This is a genomic window from Aquiflexum balticum DSM 16537, assembly GCF_900176595.1.
Lineage (GTDB): Bacteria > Bacteroidota > Bacteroidia > Cytophagales > Cyclobacteriaceae > Aquiflexum > Aquiflexum balticum.
Map to the genome: position 1 here is coordinate 2,885,775 of NZ_LT838813.1, position 18,320 is coordinate 2,904,094.

General features: G+C 40.2%; 10 protein-coding genes. 4 read left to right on the plus strand and 6 right to left on the minus strand.

What is annotated here, in order from left to right; translation table 11 throughout:
* Positions 1-64: 64 nt before the first annotated feature.
* From B9A52_RS12310 to B9A52_RS12330, 4 genes are all read right to left on the minus strand, one after another.
* Entirely contained in the window at positions 65-1,273 is a 1,209-nt protein-coding gene (locus B9A52_RS12310) for a Gfo/Idh/MocA family protein (RefSeq protein ID WP_084120747.1), read from the minus strand.
* 3 nt (positions 1,274-1,276) lie between these two features.
* Positions 1,277-2,191, minus strand: a complete 915-nt coding sequence (locus B9A52_RS12315) for a sugar phosphate isomerase/epimerase family protein (protein ID WP_084120748.1) — start codon at positions 2,189-2,191, stop codon at positions 1,277-1,279.
* A gap of 4 nt (positions 2,192-2,195) precedes the next feature.
* On the minus strand, positions 2,196-3,005 hold the full coding sequence (locus tag B9A52_RS12320; protein ID WP_084120749.1) for a phytanoyl-CoA dioxygenase family protein: 810 nt from the start codon (positions 3,003-3,005) through the stop codon (positions 2,196-2,198).
* A gap of 278 nt (positions 3,006-3,283) precedes the next feature.
* Entirely contained in the window at positions 3,284-3,940 is a 657-nt protein-coding gene (locus B9A52_RS12330; RefSeq protein WP_084120751.1) for a glycosyltransferase family 2 protein, read from the minus strand.
* A gap of 631 nt (positions 3,941-4,571) precedes the next feature.
* On the opposite strand from B9A52_RS12330, the gene B9A52_RS12335 reads away from it, so the two are divergent.
* Positions 4,572-7,799 carry a SusC/RagA family TonB-linked outer membrane protein gene (locus B9A52_RS12335; RefSeq protein WP_084120752.1) on the plus strand — a complete coding sequence of 1,076 codons (3,228 nt, stop codon included), beginning with the start codon at positions 4,572-4,574 and terminating at the stop codon, positions 7,797-7,799.
* Positions 7,800-7,819: 20 nt separating this feature from the next.
* A complete protein-coding gene (locus B9A52_RS12340) occupies positions 7,820-9,424 on the plus strand; it encodes a SusD/RagB family nutrient-binding outer membrane lipoprotein (protein WP_084120753.1) in 1,605 nt (534 codons plus the stop codon).
* A 51-nt stretch (positions 9,425-9,475) separates the two neighbouring features.
* Here B9A52_RS12340 and B9A52_RS12345 read toward each other — a convergent pair whose 3' ends face one another.
* Complete coding sequence (locus B9A52_RS12345; RefSeq protein ID WP_157370138.1) at positions 9,476-11,008, minus strand: PQQ-binding-like beta-propeller repeat protein; 1,533 nt, start codon at positions 11,006-11,008, stop codon at positions 9,476-9,478.
* Between the two features lie 206 nt (positions 11,009-11,214).
* Between B9A52_RS12345 and B9A52_RS12350 the strand changes: the two genes are divergently transcribed.
* Together B9A52_RS12350 and B9A52_RS12355 are read left to right on the plus strand one after the other, a co-directional pair.
* Positions 11,215-14,529, plus strand: a complete 3,315-nt coding sequence (locus B9A52_RS12350; protein ID WP_084120754.1) for a VCBS repeat-containing protein — start codon at positions 11,215-11,217, stop codon at positions 14,527-14,529.
* Positions 14,530-14,656: 127 nt separating this feature from the next.
* A complete protein-coding gene (locus B9A52_RS12355) occupies positions 14,657-15,181 on the plus strand; it encodes an SAM-dependent methyltransferase (RefSeq protein WP_231955601.1) in 525 nt (174 codons plus the stop codon).
* On the opposite strand, the gene B9A52_RS12360 is transcribed toward B9A52_RS12355, so the two are convergent.
* The gene (locus B9A52_RS12360) at positions 15,153-17,861 is read right to left on the minus strand and encodes a cation-transporting P-type ATPase (RefSeq protein WP_084120756.1); all 2,709 of its coding nucleotides are present in this window, start codon (positions 17,859-17,861) and stop codon (positions 15,153-15,155) included. The genes B9A52_RS12355 and B9A52_RS12360 overlap by 29 nt on opposite strands.
* Positions 17,862-18,320 lie beyond the last annotated feature (459 nt).

An 18,320-nucleotide genomic window follows, 5' to 3' on the forward strand; every position in this document is an offset into this window, starting at 1 on the left:
GTTGTGGTTTTTAGTAAAATATAAGGAATTCATTTGGGGTATTCGCCCGGTAATCAATCGGCTATCAGGCTTGATTTTTTTTATCTACCCTTTTTTCAACAATCTCCCCCGTTTCTTTATGTTTTATGATCAGCTTTTTATCCCCGTTAGGCAAAAGTTCTTCTTTGATGAACCAATGCTCTGCATCATACTCCTTATATACAGATGGTTTTTTCAGGCCCTTTTTTCCTCTCCAAACAGGAAGTTCCACAGGTTCCCATAATTTTGTCTTGGCAGATTTATAAGCTGCATCTACAATAGCATTGACAATATAGCCATCATAAAAGGTTTCTCTGGGTTGGGTACCGTTTTCAAATGCCTCAAACATATCTATGAACATATTGGGATAACCCAGTTCATGCGCTTCGTCTCCCACAGGGAATAGCCAGCCTGCGGAAGTTTCAGCTTTTTCGGCCACATAATCATTCCCCAATCCACTGCTGAACATCTCAAATCCAGTTCTCAAAAAGGAGTTGATCCAAATGGTTCCTTCGGTTCCCATTACCTCATCTCTCAGATCCATACCACCTCTGAATGTCCAGGAAACTTCAAATTGGCCAATAGCGCCATTTTCATATTTCACCAAACCAATGGCGTGGTCTTCAGCATCTATTGGTTTGACTTGGGTGTCTGCCCAGCACATGACTTCGACAGGCAGCACATCTTTACCGATAAAATTCCTGGCTATTTCCACACAATGGCACCCAAGATCCAAAATAGCTCCACCACCGGCTTTTTCTAAATCCCAAAACCAATCAGAATGTGGGCCAGGATGTGTTTCCCTTGATTTTGCCCATAATACCCGTCCAATAGCTCCTGATTCAATACTCTTTACTGATTTCAGGAATTTGGGGGTGTAACACAAATCTTCCAGGTATCCGGCAAAAATCCCGGCCTCTTCACAAGCCAAGGTCATCCTTAATGCTTCTTCGGCAGTTCTGCCAAGGGGTTTTGTGCATAAAACCGGTTTCTTATGTTTTACGCAAAGCATGACAGCATCTTCGTGTACATAATTGGGCAGTGCAATCAACACCATATCCGTATTGGGATGGGTAATTGCCTCCTCTATACTTGTCGTAAAATGGTCTACCTGGTAATCTTCTGCAAATCTTTTGGCCGTCTCTTCCCTTCTTGCATATACTACTTTGACTGTATCTTTACCTCTCCTTCCAATAAGGGACTCAGCATAGAATCTTCCGATAAATCCTCCTCCGAGGATGCATATATTGATCATTTTTTAGATTTTAAATAATTTTTTGATTTCAGCGTAATTGATTTGATGGGCCTGTACTGCATCCAATTGAACAGTAGTTTTTTCTTCAAGGCATTGTTCAATGACCAAATGAGCCTTTATTCCCAGTTTGTCAATTTCCCGGACAAATCTTGGGTAATCAATATCTCCATTGGCTTGAAATGTTTCTGTCCAGAAACCATCTTTGGATTGCCTTAAATGAAAGGATACAATCCTATCGGCATACATTTTTAAGGTATCGAATACAGCCCACTGAGAATTTCCGGAGCCCCTGTACATCCAATGCACGTCCATGCAAAAATGGAGGTTTTGGGGGGAGGTGTTCTGAAGCACATGATGGAATTCCCTTGCCCCTGCCAATAATTCCACATCGTGGGTATGGTAGGCCAATTTCATTCCCAGTCCACTGATGGCTTCTCCCAATTGCTCCAGGTGGGTACTTTGACAAAATAACTGTTCATCATTTTTTAAAGGCCCTCCGCCCCATTGGATGGGATTAGGATTGGTCACAATGATTTTCGTTCCCAGGCTTTTGGCTTTTCGCGCAATTTCCAGAATATTGTCTGTGGATTGCCTGGCCAGTTCCTCCTCATGCATTTGGCTGCCTATGTAAACTGAGGGAAGTTCAATCTTGTATTTTTTCAAATAGGGGATGAGTTCTTCCAAATGCCTTACATCTCTTAAAGAAGGTTCAAAGCCAGGGATTTTTGTTTTTGAAAATTCCGAAAAACAACTGTCCCAATTATCTCCCCAATTTTTGCCGGCCCTACGGTAAAAAGTAACCCAGTTGTACTCATTGGCTGAAACAGGTAAACCTGACTCCTTAAATTCATTGAATTTAAATGAAGAAACCGCAATAGTTGCCATTGGCAGAATGCCCATAAAATGCCTTCTATCCATATTTTTACTTTACATTCAAGGTAATTTCTGCTTCCTTTTTCAGAAAATCAGCGTTATTGACTTCTTTTTTACCGCTTTCCAAAATGGCTTCATCCGGAACTACCTGAACAGGGGTGATACAGGAGGTATTCTTTTCCCTGAACGGAATATTGTAAGATAGATTATAAGCAGAAATCACCGACCATCGCGGGTGGTCCGATAAATTGGCTGCCGAACGGTGTAGAATATTGGGGTGGAAAAACAGGACATCACCAGCCTCCAATTCACAATATACCAGTTCTGAAACCTTTTCCGCCTCTTTGACAAAATCGGGATCAGCCCCCTGTTGCTCTCCTATAAAATTATGTTCAAAACGTTGCATTTTATGAGTTCCTTTCAGGACCTGAAGGCAGCCATTCTCCTTGTTGGCATCTGTAAGGGCCACCATTACAGAAATCATTGCTTCAGGAAACAGAAATCCGTTTTTATACCAATAGCCATAATCCTGATGCCATTCCCATGCACCTCCGACTTTTGGTTGTTTCTGCATAACCTTTGAATGGAAATGACAGACTTCATCCGACCCCAGCAAATTCCGGACAGATTCAATCATCCGTTTGCATTTTGACATCAATCCAAATGAATCATCTCCTGCGGTAAACCATAAAGTTAACTTGGTCTTTTTACCGTCTTGGTCGTTGAGATCAAATGAATTTTCTGTAACACTTTCGTCTGTAGCGACACTGAATAGAAGTGCGATTTCATCCGGGCTGAACATTTGTTTCACCAATAAGAATCCATCCCGGTGATAGGATTCAATTAATTCTTTTTTCATCGAAGATTATCTTGGGTTAAATATTGGTTCTTACCTAGTGCCAACTTGGGTCTCAATCAGGCTGGTTTTTTTAATTGGCATAATTTATCCACTTTTTCTCATTTTGAAAAGAATTTTAAACTTGTATGTAAGTGTCTTTGTGGGAAAAATTTCTTTGTTTTTTCTTGAACCAAATCTAAATCAGGATTTTCTCTTCAAAAAAGAACTAATAAAATGATAAAATCACCAAAGAGGGCTCAGAAAAAGCGGTTCTTTCGAAAAAGTCATTAAGGAGGAAATCAGAAAAGCGTGATTCTTTCTTCTTTTATTTTTGCTGTGATGCTTGTAGGTATGTTTCTATAATAAATATAAGTTCGCTTTTTGAGTTTTTTGACAGCGTACTTTGCTGCAGCCTGTTCATAGAAATGGCTGTCAGCTGAATACATATTCTTAAATCCGATATTTTTGAAAACTTCTTTTTTGCCAAATAGCGTTGCGAATAATATGCAATCATCTACATGGATGTTTTTTTGAAGGTCTGATTTGTCCGGAACAAAATAATCTGCCTCCTGATTGACAATAGTTTCTGTCAATGAGGAAATCAAGTCTGATTCTTCCATTTCACCAATACAGGTAGATAAGTGATTTGCTTTGTATTCGTCATCTGCGTCAATGATGGTAATATATTTGCCCCTACTAAAATGTACTCCTCTGTTGATGGCTTTGGACTGTCCACAATTTTGCATTCTGATGTAGCTGATTTTGTTTTGATATTTTTGGCAGTATTTCAAAAGACTCATACTCAATTTCAAATCACTTCCATCATCCAAAACCAACAATTCAAAATCCTGAAAATTCTGATTCAAGACAGATTTTATAGCTCTTTTTACTAAACTGAAGGGGGTATTATAAACAGCCATTAAAACGCTGACAGTAATTTTAGAATCTTGATTCATTTCTTTAAGCCGTGAAACAGGCTTTTGTTGATTCCTTCAAATATAATCATTCGAAAGCAAACTGGTTTAAAAGTTTGGATACATTCAAATCCATGCATAACTCATAGTATGCTTCTTATACTTTAGTTATTTCAGGAAATTGATATTTGAAAAATTTAAAGTTCTCTTTCAGGGTTCAGAATCTCAAACCAATTTCTTTAGAAGGAGTGTCAGGAAATAACTTGTGAATTTCAATAAGCCCAAAACTAATAAAGACATGAAATTTCAATATAGTTGAGATGTATTTCTAAAAAATCAAAGCATCAAAAATTTTCTTAGTTTAATCAATAATTTAATCAAAAAAAAACTAAAATAATAAAACCGATCGTATAACTGCCAAACCCAAAAATTGTTTCATTAATTTTTATTTTTTCCTCAAGATGATTTTTATTTCAAAAATTATAATTTAAATTTCTCAGGAATTGAAGAATCTATGTCTTTGATAAAACGATTTATCAAAATGTATTATTTTGCTGACCAAAAATTTACTGATTTTATTTCTTTACCAAGCAATGAGTTTGTATTCGAATCTATAACCTTTTAGGAGGTATGATTAATAAAACAATTAAAATAAACCAAAACCCGATTATTTATGAAAAACCTATTACTGATTATTAGTGGGTTTGTGCTGATGAGTATGACTATGGGTCAGACTTGGGCACAGACGGTGACAGGAAAAGTCACCGCCGCCACTGATGGCATTTCATTGCCAGGCGTATCCGTCATCATCAAGGGGACATCAACAGGTGTCGCGACAGATCTTGATGGAAATTACAATTTGAATGTGTCGGGACCGGAGACGGTTCTGGTATTTTCTTACATCGGCTTTGCCTCCCAAGAGGTTAGAGTCGGCAATCAATCCGTGATCAATGTATCCATGGTGGAAGATGCTTCTGAACTTGGTGAAGTTGTGGTCACAGCATTGGGTATTGAAAGGAACATCAAAGCACTTCAGTATTCAATGACTACTGTGGGTGGAGAGGAATTTACACAAGCAAGGGAAAACAATATCGCCAATCAGTTGGCAGGTAGGGTAGCTGGTGTGAACGTTACCAATGTAGCTTCAGGTCCTGCGGGTTCCTCAAGGGTCATTATCAGAGGTAATACTTCCCTTCAGGGAAACAATCAGCCACTTTATGTTATTGATGGTATTCCCATGGACAACACCAATTTTGGTCAGGCAGGTGTATGGGGCGGTTCTGATGGAGGTGATGGTATGACCTCAGTCAATCCCGACGATATTGAGTCAATGACTGTATTGAAAGGTGCAAGTGCCGCGGCATTATACGGCGCTAGGGCAGCGAACGGTGTGATTTTGATCACTACCAAAAGAGGAACAAAAAGAAAAGGCTTGGGGATTGAATTCAACAACAATACTGTTTTTGAAAGAATCAATAACCAAACTGATTTGCAGACCACCTTTGGAGCAGGACGTTTTCAGGGCGATCAGTTGACAGGTGCTGCAGTGAGACCCACTACAGTCCGACAGGGCTATGATTGGGGAACTCAGGCTTGGGGAGAGCGATTGGGAACCGGCACATCCATGCATTTTGATGGAGTTGAAAGACCATATGTACATGCAGGTGATAACTGGAACCGTTTTTATGAAACAGGAGTTGCGGTGACCAACAGCCTTTCCCTAATGGGTGGAGGTGAAAATCAGACCTTTAGATTTAATCTTACAGATCTGAGAAGTACTTCAGTAGTTCCCAATGCAGGATTTGACAGAATAAATATTTCTATGTCGACCAATGGTAAATTTGGCAAAAGGCTGACTTTCGATGCCAAGGTTCTTTATTCAAGGGAAGAGACAAAAAACAGACCGAGATTATCCGATTCACCAGGTAATGCCTTCCAGTCTATATTTGCTCTACCACCAAACGTAAACGTGGAATGGGGTAAGGGAGATCCAAACAGGTTGGGAACTATTCCTGTAGGTACTGACCCTGCACTGTTGAACACCTGGGGTTTTGCTGAAAGGGAAGAATACCTGATGGTCAATAATCCTTGGGGACAAAATCCTTATTTCTCCGCTTATCAATTGTCTATCAGTGATATCAGAGATAGGATTTTGACATCCGGTAGCTTGAGATATGATATCACCGACCACCTGTACCTTTCCGGTAGAGCAGGTATGGACTGGTTCACCAGAAGGGGTTCCAATTTGACCCCACAAGGAACAGGCTATAACAGAGGTGGAGATATGAATGAAAACACAAGAAATGTCAGCGAAGTCAACTTGGAAGGTATCTTGGGTTATAACAGAACCTTTGGGGATTTCAATGTCAATGCCTTTGTAGGAGCGAATAGAATGAGAAGACAGGATGAATCGATTTCCGCCAATGGGCAGGGATTCAATGTTCCGTTTTTTCATGCAATCAACAATACTGTTACTAGGAACTTTGGTTATGGCTTTTCAGAATGGGGAATCAATTCCATATTTGGTTCCGCAGAAGTAAGTTACAAAAATTACCTATTCCTGACAGGGACAGTAAGAAAAGACTGGTTTTCAGTACTCGATCCTGAATTCAATAGCATCACTTATCCTTCAGTGGGTGCAAGCTTTGTATTTTCAGACGCATTCAATTCTTTACCTTCATGGCTGAGTTTTGGCAAATTGAGAGCTTCTTGGGCACAAGTGGGTAATGTTACAGTAGGTCCATATCAAATAGCCAATGTATACTCACTGTTAGGTGCTCCTGCTGTTGATTTTAATGGAAATAATGTGGCAATGGCTTCTTTTGCGACTGCAGGCGGTAATGCCGGAACTATTCCAAACCGATTCTTAAGACCACTGTTATCTACTGAGATTGAGACAGGAATTGATGTCAGGTTCCTTGACAACAGATTGGGATTGGATTTTACCTATTACCGTCAAAGAAGTACAGATGATCAGCTGAACGCCCAGGTTTCAAGGTCTTCAGGTTTTGGATCTACTTTGGTCAATTTGGGTCAAATGGAAAACAGAGGGGTTGAAATTCTCCTTACAGGTACGCCTATCAGAAAGTCAGAATTTAGCTGGGATGTTTCTTTTAATATTGCCAGAAACGTAAATGAAGTTGTTTCTCTAATTGAGGGTAATGATATCCTGAATGTGGAGGAACCAAGAACCAGAACAGTTTTTATCCAACATAGAACAGGGCAGCCATTTGGAGTCATCGCAGGGTGGGTCCAAAAACGATCTCCTGATGGTCAACTGGTATTTGAGCCCAATGGAGCTCCGGTACAGTCCGATATGATGGAGGTTATTGGAAACGGAATACCTGATTGGACCGGTGGTATCAATAACAGCATTACCTGGAAAAACTTCAATTTTTCAGCATTGGTCGATTTCAGGATAGGTGGCGACCTTTATTCCGGAACAAACCTTAGGTTGACCCAATGGGGTTTGCATAAGCAATCACTACAGGGAAGACTCGGTGAAGAACCTTTAACAGTTTCAGGAGTAGTTCAGGCAGGTACTTCTTCAGATGGCAGTCCGGTTTATGAAGCTTTTAATAAAACACTGTCTCCAGGTGAAGCCAATAACTATTGGAATCAGATGGGCAACAGGGTGCAGGATCATTTTATCTACGATGGTTCATTTGCCAAGTTGAGACAGCTTACCATCGGCTATAATGTACCGAGAAGGATTTTGGACAAGACACCATTTACTACACTTGGGATCTCCTTTGTAGGTCGTAACCTTGCCATTCTATGGAAAAATGTTGAGAATATTGATCCGGAATCAGCATATTCATCCGGTAATGGCCAAGGTCTTGACTATTTTGGTATGCCCCAGACGAGAACATATGGATTTAACATAAGGGCAGGATTCTAATCATAAACTGAAATCATACTATGAAACTAATAAATAAATTTAGGATATTCATCGTAGCTATGAGCTTAGCGATGATGGGATGTGATACTGAGGAATTACATAATCTGAATATCAATCCTCAGGCTGTAAACGAAATTGATCTCAATTTTATGTTCACAGCAGGTCAATTGGGTACTGCATCCGGCGGGTCTGCAGGTGACAACAGATTTATTGACTGGAGAACCAATATCGGGATGTCAGCATATCTTATTCAGCAGTTGGCCAATGCAGGCGGAGGTATAGCACCCGGTGATAAATACACCGAGAATTTCGAATCAAACAGTGCCCCATTTGAATTCTTTTATGGAGATGCATTGAAAAACCTTGCCGAGGTAGTGAAGCAAACCGGACCGGGGGGGTATGATGAAGGTAACAAAATAAACACCAGAAATGCAGCCAGAATTATAATGGTCTTGAATTTTCATAGATTGACAGATTTCTATGGAAATATCCCTTATTTCGAGGCTTTGCAAGGAATGAATGGTGTTTTCTTTCCAAAATATGACAAGCAGGCTGATATTTATCCTGCTTTGTTAAAGGAATTGGAAGAAGCTACTGCAGCGATGAGTACATCTAATCTCGATGATGGTTTTTCAAGAGCTGATTTGATTTTCAAAGGAGATATCGCAAAATGGAAAAGATTTGGATATACCTTAATGCTTAGATTGGCCATGAGAGTTTCCAATGTTGCCCCTCAATTAGCTGCAGATTATGTTACTAAAGCAGTGGCCGGAGGTGTGATGCAGACAAATGCAGATAATGTTTTGGTTCCCATGTCAGAAGGCCCAAGTCTTTGGACAAATCAGAACGGTATCTCAAGGGCTTTCTTCCCAGGAGATGGCGGTCAGCCGGGCTTTTTGAGTGACACTTTTGTGGAATGGTTAAAGGCCGGTGCAACCAATGCAAGTGAAGTGGATCCAAGGTTGATGATTATCAGCGGCGGTATAGCAGATTGGTCAGCTGTTGCTTGGACTCCTATCAATGTCAATCCATTGGAGCAGAAGGGAATGCCTAATGGTTTTGATGCTGCCGGGCTGGATGAATTGGAGGGTCGACCTGTAGATCAAGGAACCACTTATTCAAGAATCAATTACCTGTTGCTTAAAAGAAACTCACCTTATATAATGATGAATGCTGCCGAGGCGCATTTCCTTCTTGCTGAAGCCCGCGAAAGAGGGATTGGATCAGGAATTACCGGTTCAGCAGAAGATCATTACAGGGCCGGTGTAAGGGAAGCGATGAAAATGTACACACGATTTGATCCTTCTTTGGCTGTCCTTGATGCTGAAGTGGACGCTTATCTGGCGAGACATCCTTATGGCGTTGAAAAGCCTGCTTTGGAAATGATAGGTGAGCAAATGTGGGCCAGTAAATTCCTCAACTGGTGGGAAGCATGGTCAGACTGGAGAAGAACAGGATATCCTCAGTTGACTCCTACAAATCACCCTGCAAACGTGACTCAAGGACAAATCATGAGAAGGTTGAGATATCCTGCTGCTGAAGTTGCTTCCAATGCAAATTTCCAGGATGGAGCGACTTTGCCTGATATCTTTATGACAAAGGTTTGGTGGGATGGAGGAAATTAATTTTCCAAGTTTCTTTGAATAAATTACAAATAAACCCGGAATTTTCCGGGTTTATTTGTTTTTACGAAAAATCCCATCTCCTTCAGAACCCATGTAAGCTCCCCATACAGGGTCTTTTTTAATTTTAACATGAGTATCAATTCTTTTAATTCTCATTCCTAAAAAGGATAATACATCCGAATGGCTGTAATATTGGCAATGAACAATATCCAAAAATCCATCTTGGTCTAAGTCTCCTATCCAAGGAGTGGAGAAAATATTTTTGAAAGATTTGGTCTGATCTATGCCCCAGTTTTTTTTATTTTTAAAATCTATCGCTATCAATCTGTTTTCCACCGGGAAGGCAGATCGATCTATAATACTTCTGTTACAGTCATATTCGTTGATGCTGATAATAACTTCATCAATACCGTCCCTATTGAGGTCATAGACAACAGGCGATGAAAAACCTGTACATCCCAATGAGTCCATATAACTGATCGAACCGTCTTTTCCATCCAACATCACTTGAAATGAACCGGTGTTTTCGGGCCATTGTCCTTTACTGGCAAAAGTGAAAAAATCAGGAATATCGTCTGCATTAAAATACCCTACTGCAAAACTGTTGCTGCATTCAGTTCCTTCAATTTTGTTTTTCCAGATAGGTTGATGGGATTTACCATCTATGGCAAAAATCGTACTTGCGTGAGAAATAGCAACAAAATCATAGAACCCATCTTTATTGATATCCACCAAAACAGGAGGTGCGATAAATCCCTGCCCAGTTTCAGAAGCAACTATTTTGGATTTGGATAATTCCTGATTCATCAAATCAGAAAGTTTGGCCAGATATATATTACCACTGAAAGTCTCTCCGCCCGATCCAAATAAAATCAAAGGTTCGCTATTGTCAGGCTGCTCAAATACAAGGGGCGACATATAAGATTCCATACCGTCAGGCATCGAATCAGCAGCGAGAATCTCCCCGGTTTTGGAATCAAAAATCATCAGCACTCCAGGGAATCTATTTTCCAGTTCATAAGCTGCGGCCTCGGCGTTTCCTCCATTGACGGTCATTAAATCCTGTAAACCATCCCCATTTTGATCAGGTACCAAAACACTGTTGTTGAAATTGAACCTGGCATATTGAAGTATAGGATGATCTTCATAAATATATTTGTACTCCCAAATCAATTTTCCGGTTTTGCCATCGATGGCACGGAAATGTGGTGACCTTCCACCTATGAAAACATCTTTGACCCCATCTCCATTGACGTCCAAAAATGTGGCCGATCCATAAACCTGATCTTCTGATTCATGATGCCATAATAGATCACCCGTATTACCATTTATAGCCAGTATTCCCATATCACTGGGCTGAAACTCATTCTTACCCGCACCCATGACAATATCCAAAATTCCATCTCCATTTAAATCTACAGTCCTTGGAGAGGATTGGGAACCAATTACCGGGAAGTCCTTACTCCACATCAGTTCACTGTTTTTTTTGGATTGGCAGCCTATAGCTGACAAAAATACAACCCCAATGACCAAGGGAGATGTATTCAAAAGGTTGTTTAGGATGGTGTTTGTGATGGTTTTCATAAAAGGAATTATAAACATGCTTTTAAATATAAGAAGGTTCGGGGAATAGAAAGGGGCACAAAAGTTGATTTGATCTAAAATAACTTCCTTCTATACAGGAAAGCTCTCAACTTTGTTAATTTTGTGTTAAACATGTAGATTTATGCGGCTGCAAAAATGAAAACTATTCACGTTTTCGAAAGTGGCTTCAATGTAAAAAAACAGATATGAAGGTTCTTTTCCTGGCATTATTAATTCTAATACCGATTAATGTTTTCAATTATGACCCATTTAAGGAAACACGGGACGTTCCCATTTTCGAGTCTCTTTCTGCACGGAAAACCGGTATTAGATTTCAAAATACCCTGAGTGAAGGGCAGGGGAATAATATACTTACCTATGAATATTTTTATAATGGCGGTGGGGTAGCAGTTGGGGATATCAACAATGACGGTCTGGATGACATTTATTTTACAGGCAACATGGTTCCCAATAAGCTTTATCTCAATGAAGGTGATTTCAAGTTTAAGGATATTACCAAAGAAGCAGGGGTAGAAGGAAGAAAATCCTGGACCACAGGGGTGACCATGGCGGATGTAAACAGTGATGGTTGGCTGGATATTTATGTCTGCTTTTCAGGTAAAGGGAGTCCGGACACACGACGAAACCAGCTTTTTATCAATCAGAAAAACGGGACATTTACGGAGGAAGCCGCAGCTTACGGTTTGGATGATCCTTCCAATAGTATTCAGGCGTTGTTTTTTGATTATGATCTGGACGGGGATTTGGATATGTATCTTCTGAATCATAATACTAAGGTGATCAATGAAATTGAATTTGATCAGGCGAGGCAGGACAGGAATCCTGATGCCGGAGATAAACTTTTCAGAAATGATAATGGGAAATTTGTGGACGTCAGTTCACAAGCCGGGATTATGGGCAATTCTATGGGTTTCGGACTAGGCATTGCCGTTTCTGACATCAGTGGAAACGGCTATCCCGATATTCATATTTCAAATGATTATATAGAACCTGACTATTTATATTTCAACAATGGCGACGGGACATTTACTGAAAAGCTTACAGACCACCTTCAGCATATTTCTTACTTTTCTATGGGCTCTGATATCAGTGATGTCAACAATGATGGTCTTCCTGATATCTACACTTTGGACATGTTGCCGGAGGATAATAAAAGACAAAAACTGCTGTATGGGCCAGAAAATTATGAACAATATGCCCTGATGGTAATGAAAGGTTTCTACCATCAAAATATGAGAAATATGCTGCATCTCAACAATGGTAATGGGACTTTCAGTGAAATAGGACAATTGGCAGGCATATCCAATACCGACTGGAGTTGGGCAACATTTTTTGTAGATGTGGACAATGATGGTTGGAAAGACCTTTTTGTTTCCAATGGCTACTACAGGGATTATACCAACAGAGATTTTCTGAAATTCAAGGGGGATTATTACTTCAATAAGGCAAGGGACAAAGAAACCGCGGACACTCTGTTTTTGGTGACAAGTATGAGTTCTACGCCGGTCCATAATTATCTTTTTAAAAATAACGGGGACCTGACATTTACCGATAAAAGTAATGATTGGGGATTTTCCCAACCCAATTTTTCCAATGGCGCTGCTTATGCCGACCTGGACAATGACGGGAATATTGATTTGGTCGTCAATAACCTCAATGCTCCGGCGGGTATTTTTAGAAATCAACTTTCAAGCGATACAGAGACAGCTGGGTTTTTACAACTTGATCTTAAAGGAGAAGGCCAGAATACTTTTGGGTACGGTGCAAAAATATCAGCCTATACCAAAGGAAAGGTTCAGTTTTTTGAGCAACAGCCTACAAGAGGATTTCAATCCTCAGTCAGTCACCGGGTGCATTTCGGAATTGGCAACAATCAAAAAGTAGATTCCCTCACAGTCGTATGGCAGAGTGGAAAAACTGAAAAAATCTACGACATTCCGGCCAATCAAGTAATGATAGTAGAAGAGAAAAATGCCAGCTTAAGCAATTTCAAAAATTCACCCGACCTGAAACCCATTTTCACAAAGATTCAATCTCCTGTAGACTTTAAGCATCAGGAGTATGGATACAATGATTTCAAAAGGCAGCCATTATTACTGCACATGTTGACCACCTGCGGCCCGGTCATGGCGATAGGAGACGTCGATAACAATGGTTTGAATGATGTTTTTGCAGGCGGGACCAAAGGCTCACCCGGTAAACTCTTTAATCAGGTTTCGGTAGGTGAATTTAAAGAATCCAAAGGGTTGGATCTTTCAGAAGATGAGGGATATACAGATGCTGATGCTGTTTTTTTTGATGCCACGGGAGATGGTAATCTTGATTTGTATTTGGCTAGTGGGGGATTTCATGATTATATATCTACGGATGAAAATCTGCAGGATAGACTGTACATCAATCAAGGCGATGGCAAATTTGTCAAATCTGAAGATGGACTGCCAAGAATTACCTCAAGTGCGTCCCGCGTGAAGCCAATTGATTTTGATGGCGATGGACTGGTAGATCTGTTTATTGGAAGTAGGGTAATTCCCGGTCAGTTTCCAAAAAGCCCCAAGAGCATTCTCCTCAAAAATACCGGTGGTGGTAGATTTGTAGATGTCATTGCCGAAACCATACCTGAATTGGAATTTGGTGGGATGATTACGGATGCGGTTTGGACGGATTTGGATGGAGATGGTAGACCTGACCTGATTGTCGTGGGAGAATACATGCCTATTCGGATTTTCCTGAACAAGGAAGGCCGAAAATTTGAAGAAGCGACTTCCCGGTTTTTTGATTCCCCCATCAATGGTTTGTGGTCAACTATTGCCATGGCTGATTTTGATGGAGATGGGGACATGGATTTTATTGTGGGGAATTTCGGCTTAAATTCTCAGTTGAAAGCCAGTAAGCAAGAACCATTGAGAATGACTTATGCTGATTTTGACGGCAACAGTTCAATAGATCCTATTCTGACCCAATACATTAAAGGAGTGGAATATCCATTCGCCAGCAGGGATGAATTGTTGGATCAAATGTATGGGCTGCGAAGCAAATTCACCAACTATGAATCCTACTCCGAAGCGAAGCTGAATGATATATTTACCAAAGATCAACTTTCAAAAGCTTCTGTTTTGACAGCGGATGAACTTCGGTCGGTCTATTTGGAAAACAAAGGAGGAAGTTTTGTGGTCCATTCCCTTCCTATGCAGGCGCAGTTTACCCCGATTTATGCCATTTCAGTACTTGATTTTGATCAAGATGGCAAACTGGATTTTATATTGGCGGGAAACCAGAATTCAAGCAGGCTGAGGATTGGTGTGATGGATTCCAACTTTGGGCAGTTATTCAAGGGAGATGGTGCCGGTGGATTTGAATTTGTGTCCCAAAAAGATTCAGGCCTGAATTTTATGGGTGATGTCAAGTCTCTTCAAATTATGAATGTAGGGAATGATAAAATGCTTTTTATTGGAGTGAATAATATTGGATTGGAGGCTTATGTATTGAATAAGCCAAAATAGGCTTTGAATTTGTTGCTTATTGATTCAGTGAATTGAATAATCCGAACAGGAAATTTTTGATAAAAAATAATTGATCAAATCAACCGATAAATCAATGAGGTCCGGTTTCAAATTTAATTTACTCTTTTTGGCAGCATTTTTATCGGCTCTGCTTGTGAAAGCACAGCATAAATCCAGTGATTTTTCAGATTTGGTTCCTTTTGTAACTACACCTATTGAAGTAGTGAAGGCTATGCTGGAGATCGCCGAAATCAATCCGAATGATATTTTATATGATCTGGGTTCGGGAGATGGCAGAATTTCCATATATGCTGCACAGCAATATGGGATCAGGTCAATAGGGGTGGAAATTGATGCAGATCTTGTCAATTTGGCAAACCAAAATGCAAAAGAAGCAGGCGTGAAGGATTTGGTCAGCTTTATTGAAGGAGATTTGTTTGAACTTGATTTAAGTCAGGCCACAGTGTTGACTTTGTATTTATTTCCTGATATCAATCTGAAGCTCAGACCCAGGATTCTTGAAATGAAGGCTGGAACCCGGATCATATCACACCGATTTGATATGGGAGATTGGGAGCCTGACAAAGTTCAAAAAATCAAACTTCCGGACGGCAAGGAGCATATTATTTATTTGTGGGTTTTGAAAGATTGAAGCGGATTCGTTTTTCAATGGTTACAATTACAAACAAGGCCACAGAAACGCCGATAATTCTCCACCATGAGTCCATTTGCAATGGACTGGAATTGAAAAGCGTATTCATTACCGATGTGTAGATATAAATCAATTGAAAAAAGGTCATGGCTCCAATGCCAAAAAAGACCCACCTATTGGTAAAAAATCCAATTTCGTTCAGAGGCCTTACCACGGAGCGGCAATTAAACAGATAAGCTGCTTCCATAAAGATAAATACGCTTGTTGCCACTGTTTGCCCATAAGAAACAGATTGGTTAGCAAAATCCACTTCATAGGAATACAAACCGAAAGCGGCAAACATCATCAAGGTACCAACCAAAAGTGTTCTCATTATTAAATCCGTTGTCAGGATCGGCTGCTTGGCAGGCCTAGGAGGCCTATCCATTATTCCGGGCTCTTTTGGTTCAAAGGCCAACATCAATCCCAACAGAATAGCGGTAGTCATATTGATCCAAAGCAATTGTACCGGTAAAATGGGAAGTTGGGAGCCGACAACCACTGCAGCCAGTATAACAAGCCCTTCACCAAGGTTTGTGGGAAGTGTCCAAACGATAAATTTTGTCAGGTTATCAAATACCCCACGCCCTTCTTCAACTGCACCTTCTATAGAGGAAAAATTATCATCTGTCAAAACCATGTCCGAAGCGTCTTTGGCCACATCTGTACCGGTTATCCCCATGGCTACGCCAATATTGGCCTGTTTGAGTGCAGGTCCATCATTGACACCATCTCCGGTCATCGCAACAATTTTGCCACGTTCCTGAAGGGCTTTTACCAAACGGAGTTTTTGGTCAGGCGATACCCGCGCAAAAACCGCAACAGATTCTGCTGCATCACCAAAATCGCCATTATCGAGTAATTGTAATTCCTTTCCATTTAGTGCTTTGAGTTTGCCGTTTTCTCTCAGACCCTGTAATCCGATCTGTTCAGCTATGGAAGCTGCTGTGATGGCATGGTCACCTGTAATCATTTTGACATCAATACCCGCTTTTTGACATAGAGCCACTGCTTCAATAGCTTCTTTTCTTGGAGGGTCTATCATTCCCTGTATCCCCAGAAATATCATTTCCAAACCGGTATCTTCATGATTTACCCTTTCCAGTTCTGTTGCCGGATATTTCATTGCAAAGCCCAGCACACGAAGTCCCTGAGAAGCCAATTCTTCAACTTCGGAAAGTATTTGGGTTTTGTTTAATGCAGTCAGGTCACCATTTTCATCATACATCCAGTTACATCTTTCCAAAATCGCTTCAGAGGCCCCTTTCATGAAAATAATTTGTTGAACTCCTCCATGGAGTGTCGCCATATATTGGTATTCGGATTCAAAAGGTATGCTGCTGATTCTCGGCATATCACATTCAAGTTCTTCTAATTTGAAGCCTCCTTTATATCCTGAAACCAATAGCGCACCTTCAGTTGGTTCACCTTCTATCATCCAAGCGCCGTTTTTTTCTCGTAATCCACTGTCGTTGCAAAGTATTCCTGCCTGTAAGCAAAGTGAAAGAGATTTGAAAAGTTGGAGATCTGCAGGCAGGCCATTCAATTCGACAGTTCCTTCCGGGTTGTATCCAAGTCCGGTGACATTAAAAAAATAACCTCCCGCAAATATCTTTTGGACTGTCATCTGATTTTCAGTCAGCGTTCCGGTTTTATCTGAACAGATTACATTGGTGCTTCCCAAAGTTTCGACAGCAACAAGTTTCCTGATTATGGCTTTTCTTTTGGCCATTTTTGAAACACCCAATGCCAGCATAATGGTCACAGCTACGGGCAAACCTTCAGGTATTGCTCCAACCGCAAGTGCCACTGCAACCATAAATATTTCTCCAAAAGATTCACCGCGGATCAATCCGATGACAATCAAAATGAATGAAAGTCCGATAATCACCTTGAGCAGTAAATGACTGAATTTTTTTATTTTTTCTGTCAATGGGGTTTCCAAATCCTGGGCCCCTGCTATGGATTGCTGAATTTTACCAACTTCAGTATAATCGCCTGTTGCAACAACTATTCCCCGGCCCTGACCATAAGTCACATTGGTGGAAGAGAAACCCATGCAGAATCTATCCCCAAGTACATTTTCAGCCGGGACAGGATCTATATGTTTTTGAACTGGCACAGATTCCCCTGTCAACGCAGATTCGTCTACCTGCATGTCCTGAAGTTCGAAAAGCCTGATGTCAGCTGGGAATTTATCCCCTGATCGTAATAAAACCACATCACCAGGTACTATTTCAACTGACTCAATGATCTGTTTTTTTCCATTTCTGATGACAGCAGCTTTTTGGGCAAGGCTTCCTTCGAGGGCATCAATTGCTTTCAAAGCTTTTGTTTCTTGAATGTATCCGATGATGGCATTGATCAAAACTACTCCAAAGATGACTGCGGAATCCACAATCTCGTCCAGGAAAAATGTGACTACTGTTGCAGCTAATAAAATATAAATCAAAGGTTGATGAAACTGTAAAAGAAATCTTGCAAAAGCACTTTGCCTTTTTTTCTTGGTCAAAACATTTTTCCCGTATTTTAAGGTTTTTTCTTCCACTTCTGGGGAACTCAGTCCCGTTTCAATAGATACATTTAGTATTCGGGCTACTTCGGTTGCATCTATGTTATGCCAATTGAATTCTTGTTTCATAGAACTGGATATTTACATAAAATAGGAACTATTTGATCGGTATAATTTTAAATTTTCAAAAGATTAATTTGAAAAAAATCAATGAAGTTAGAGGATAATTCAGTTGGGTTGAATTGGTTTTGTAATAGGATAGAATACCGCCGTTTGAATAAAATTTTACCGACAATATTCAGATAGAAAATTTAATAAATTTTCAGGAAGGAACAAATAGAGAGTGAACTAATGTACTGATCCATTAGGATTTTATAATTAACAACCGCATTCCTAAACAGGCTGAGAAGTCAAGCCTTTAATCAAACTCTTAGTGCTTATCCGGTAATTGAAAAAAAATTATTGATTATTAATATTGCAAAGGAGAGAAAAGCCAAAAGCTAAGAAATCCAGTTAAATTCAATTTTGTAGATCTGGATTTTTGAGCCAATAGTTTAAATCACAGCCTGAGTTTTTGATAAATGGCGA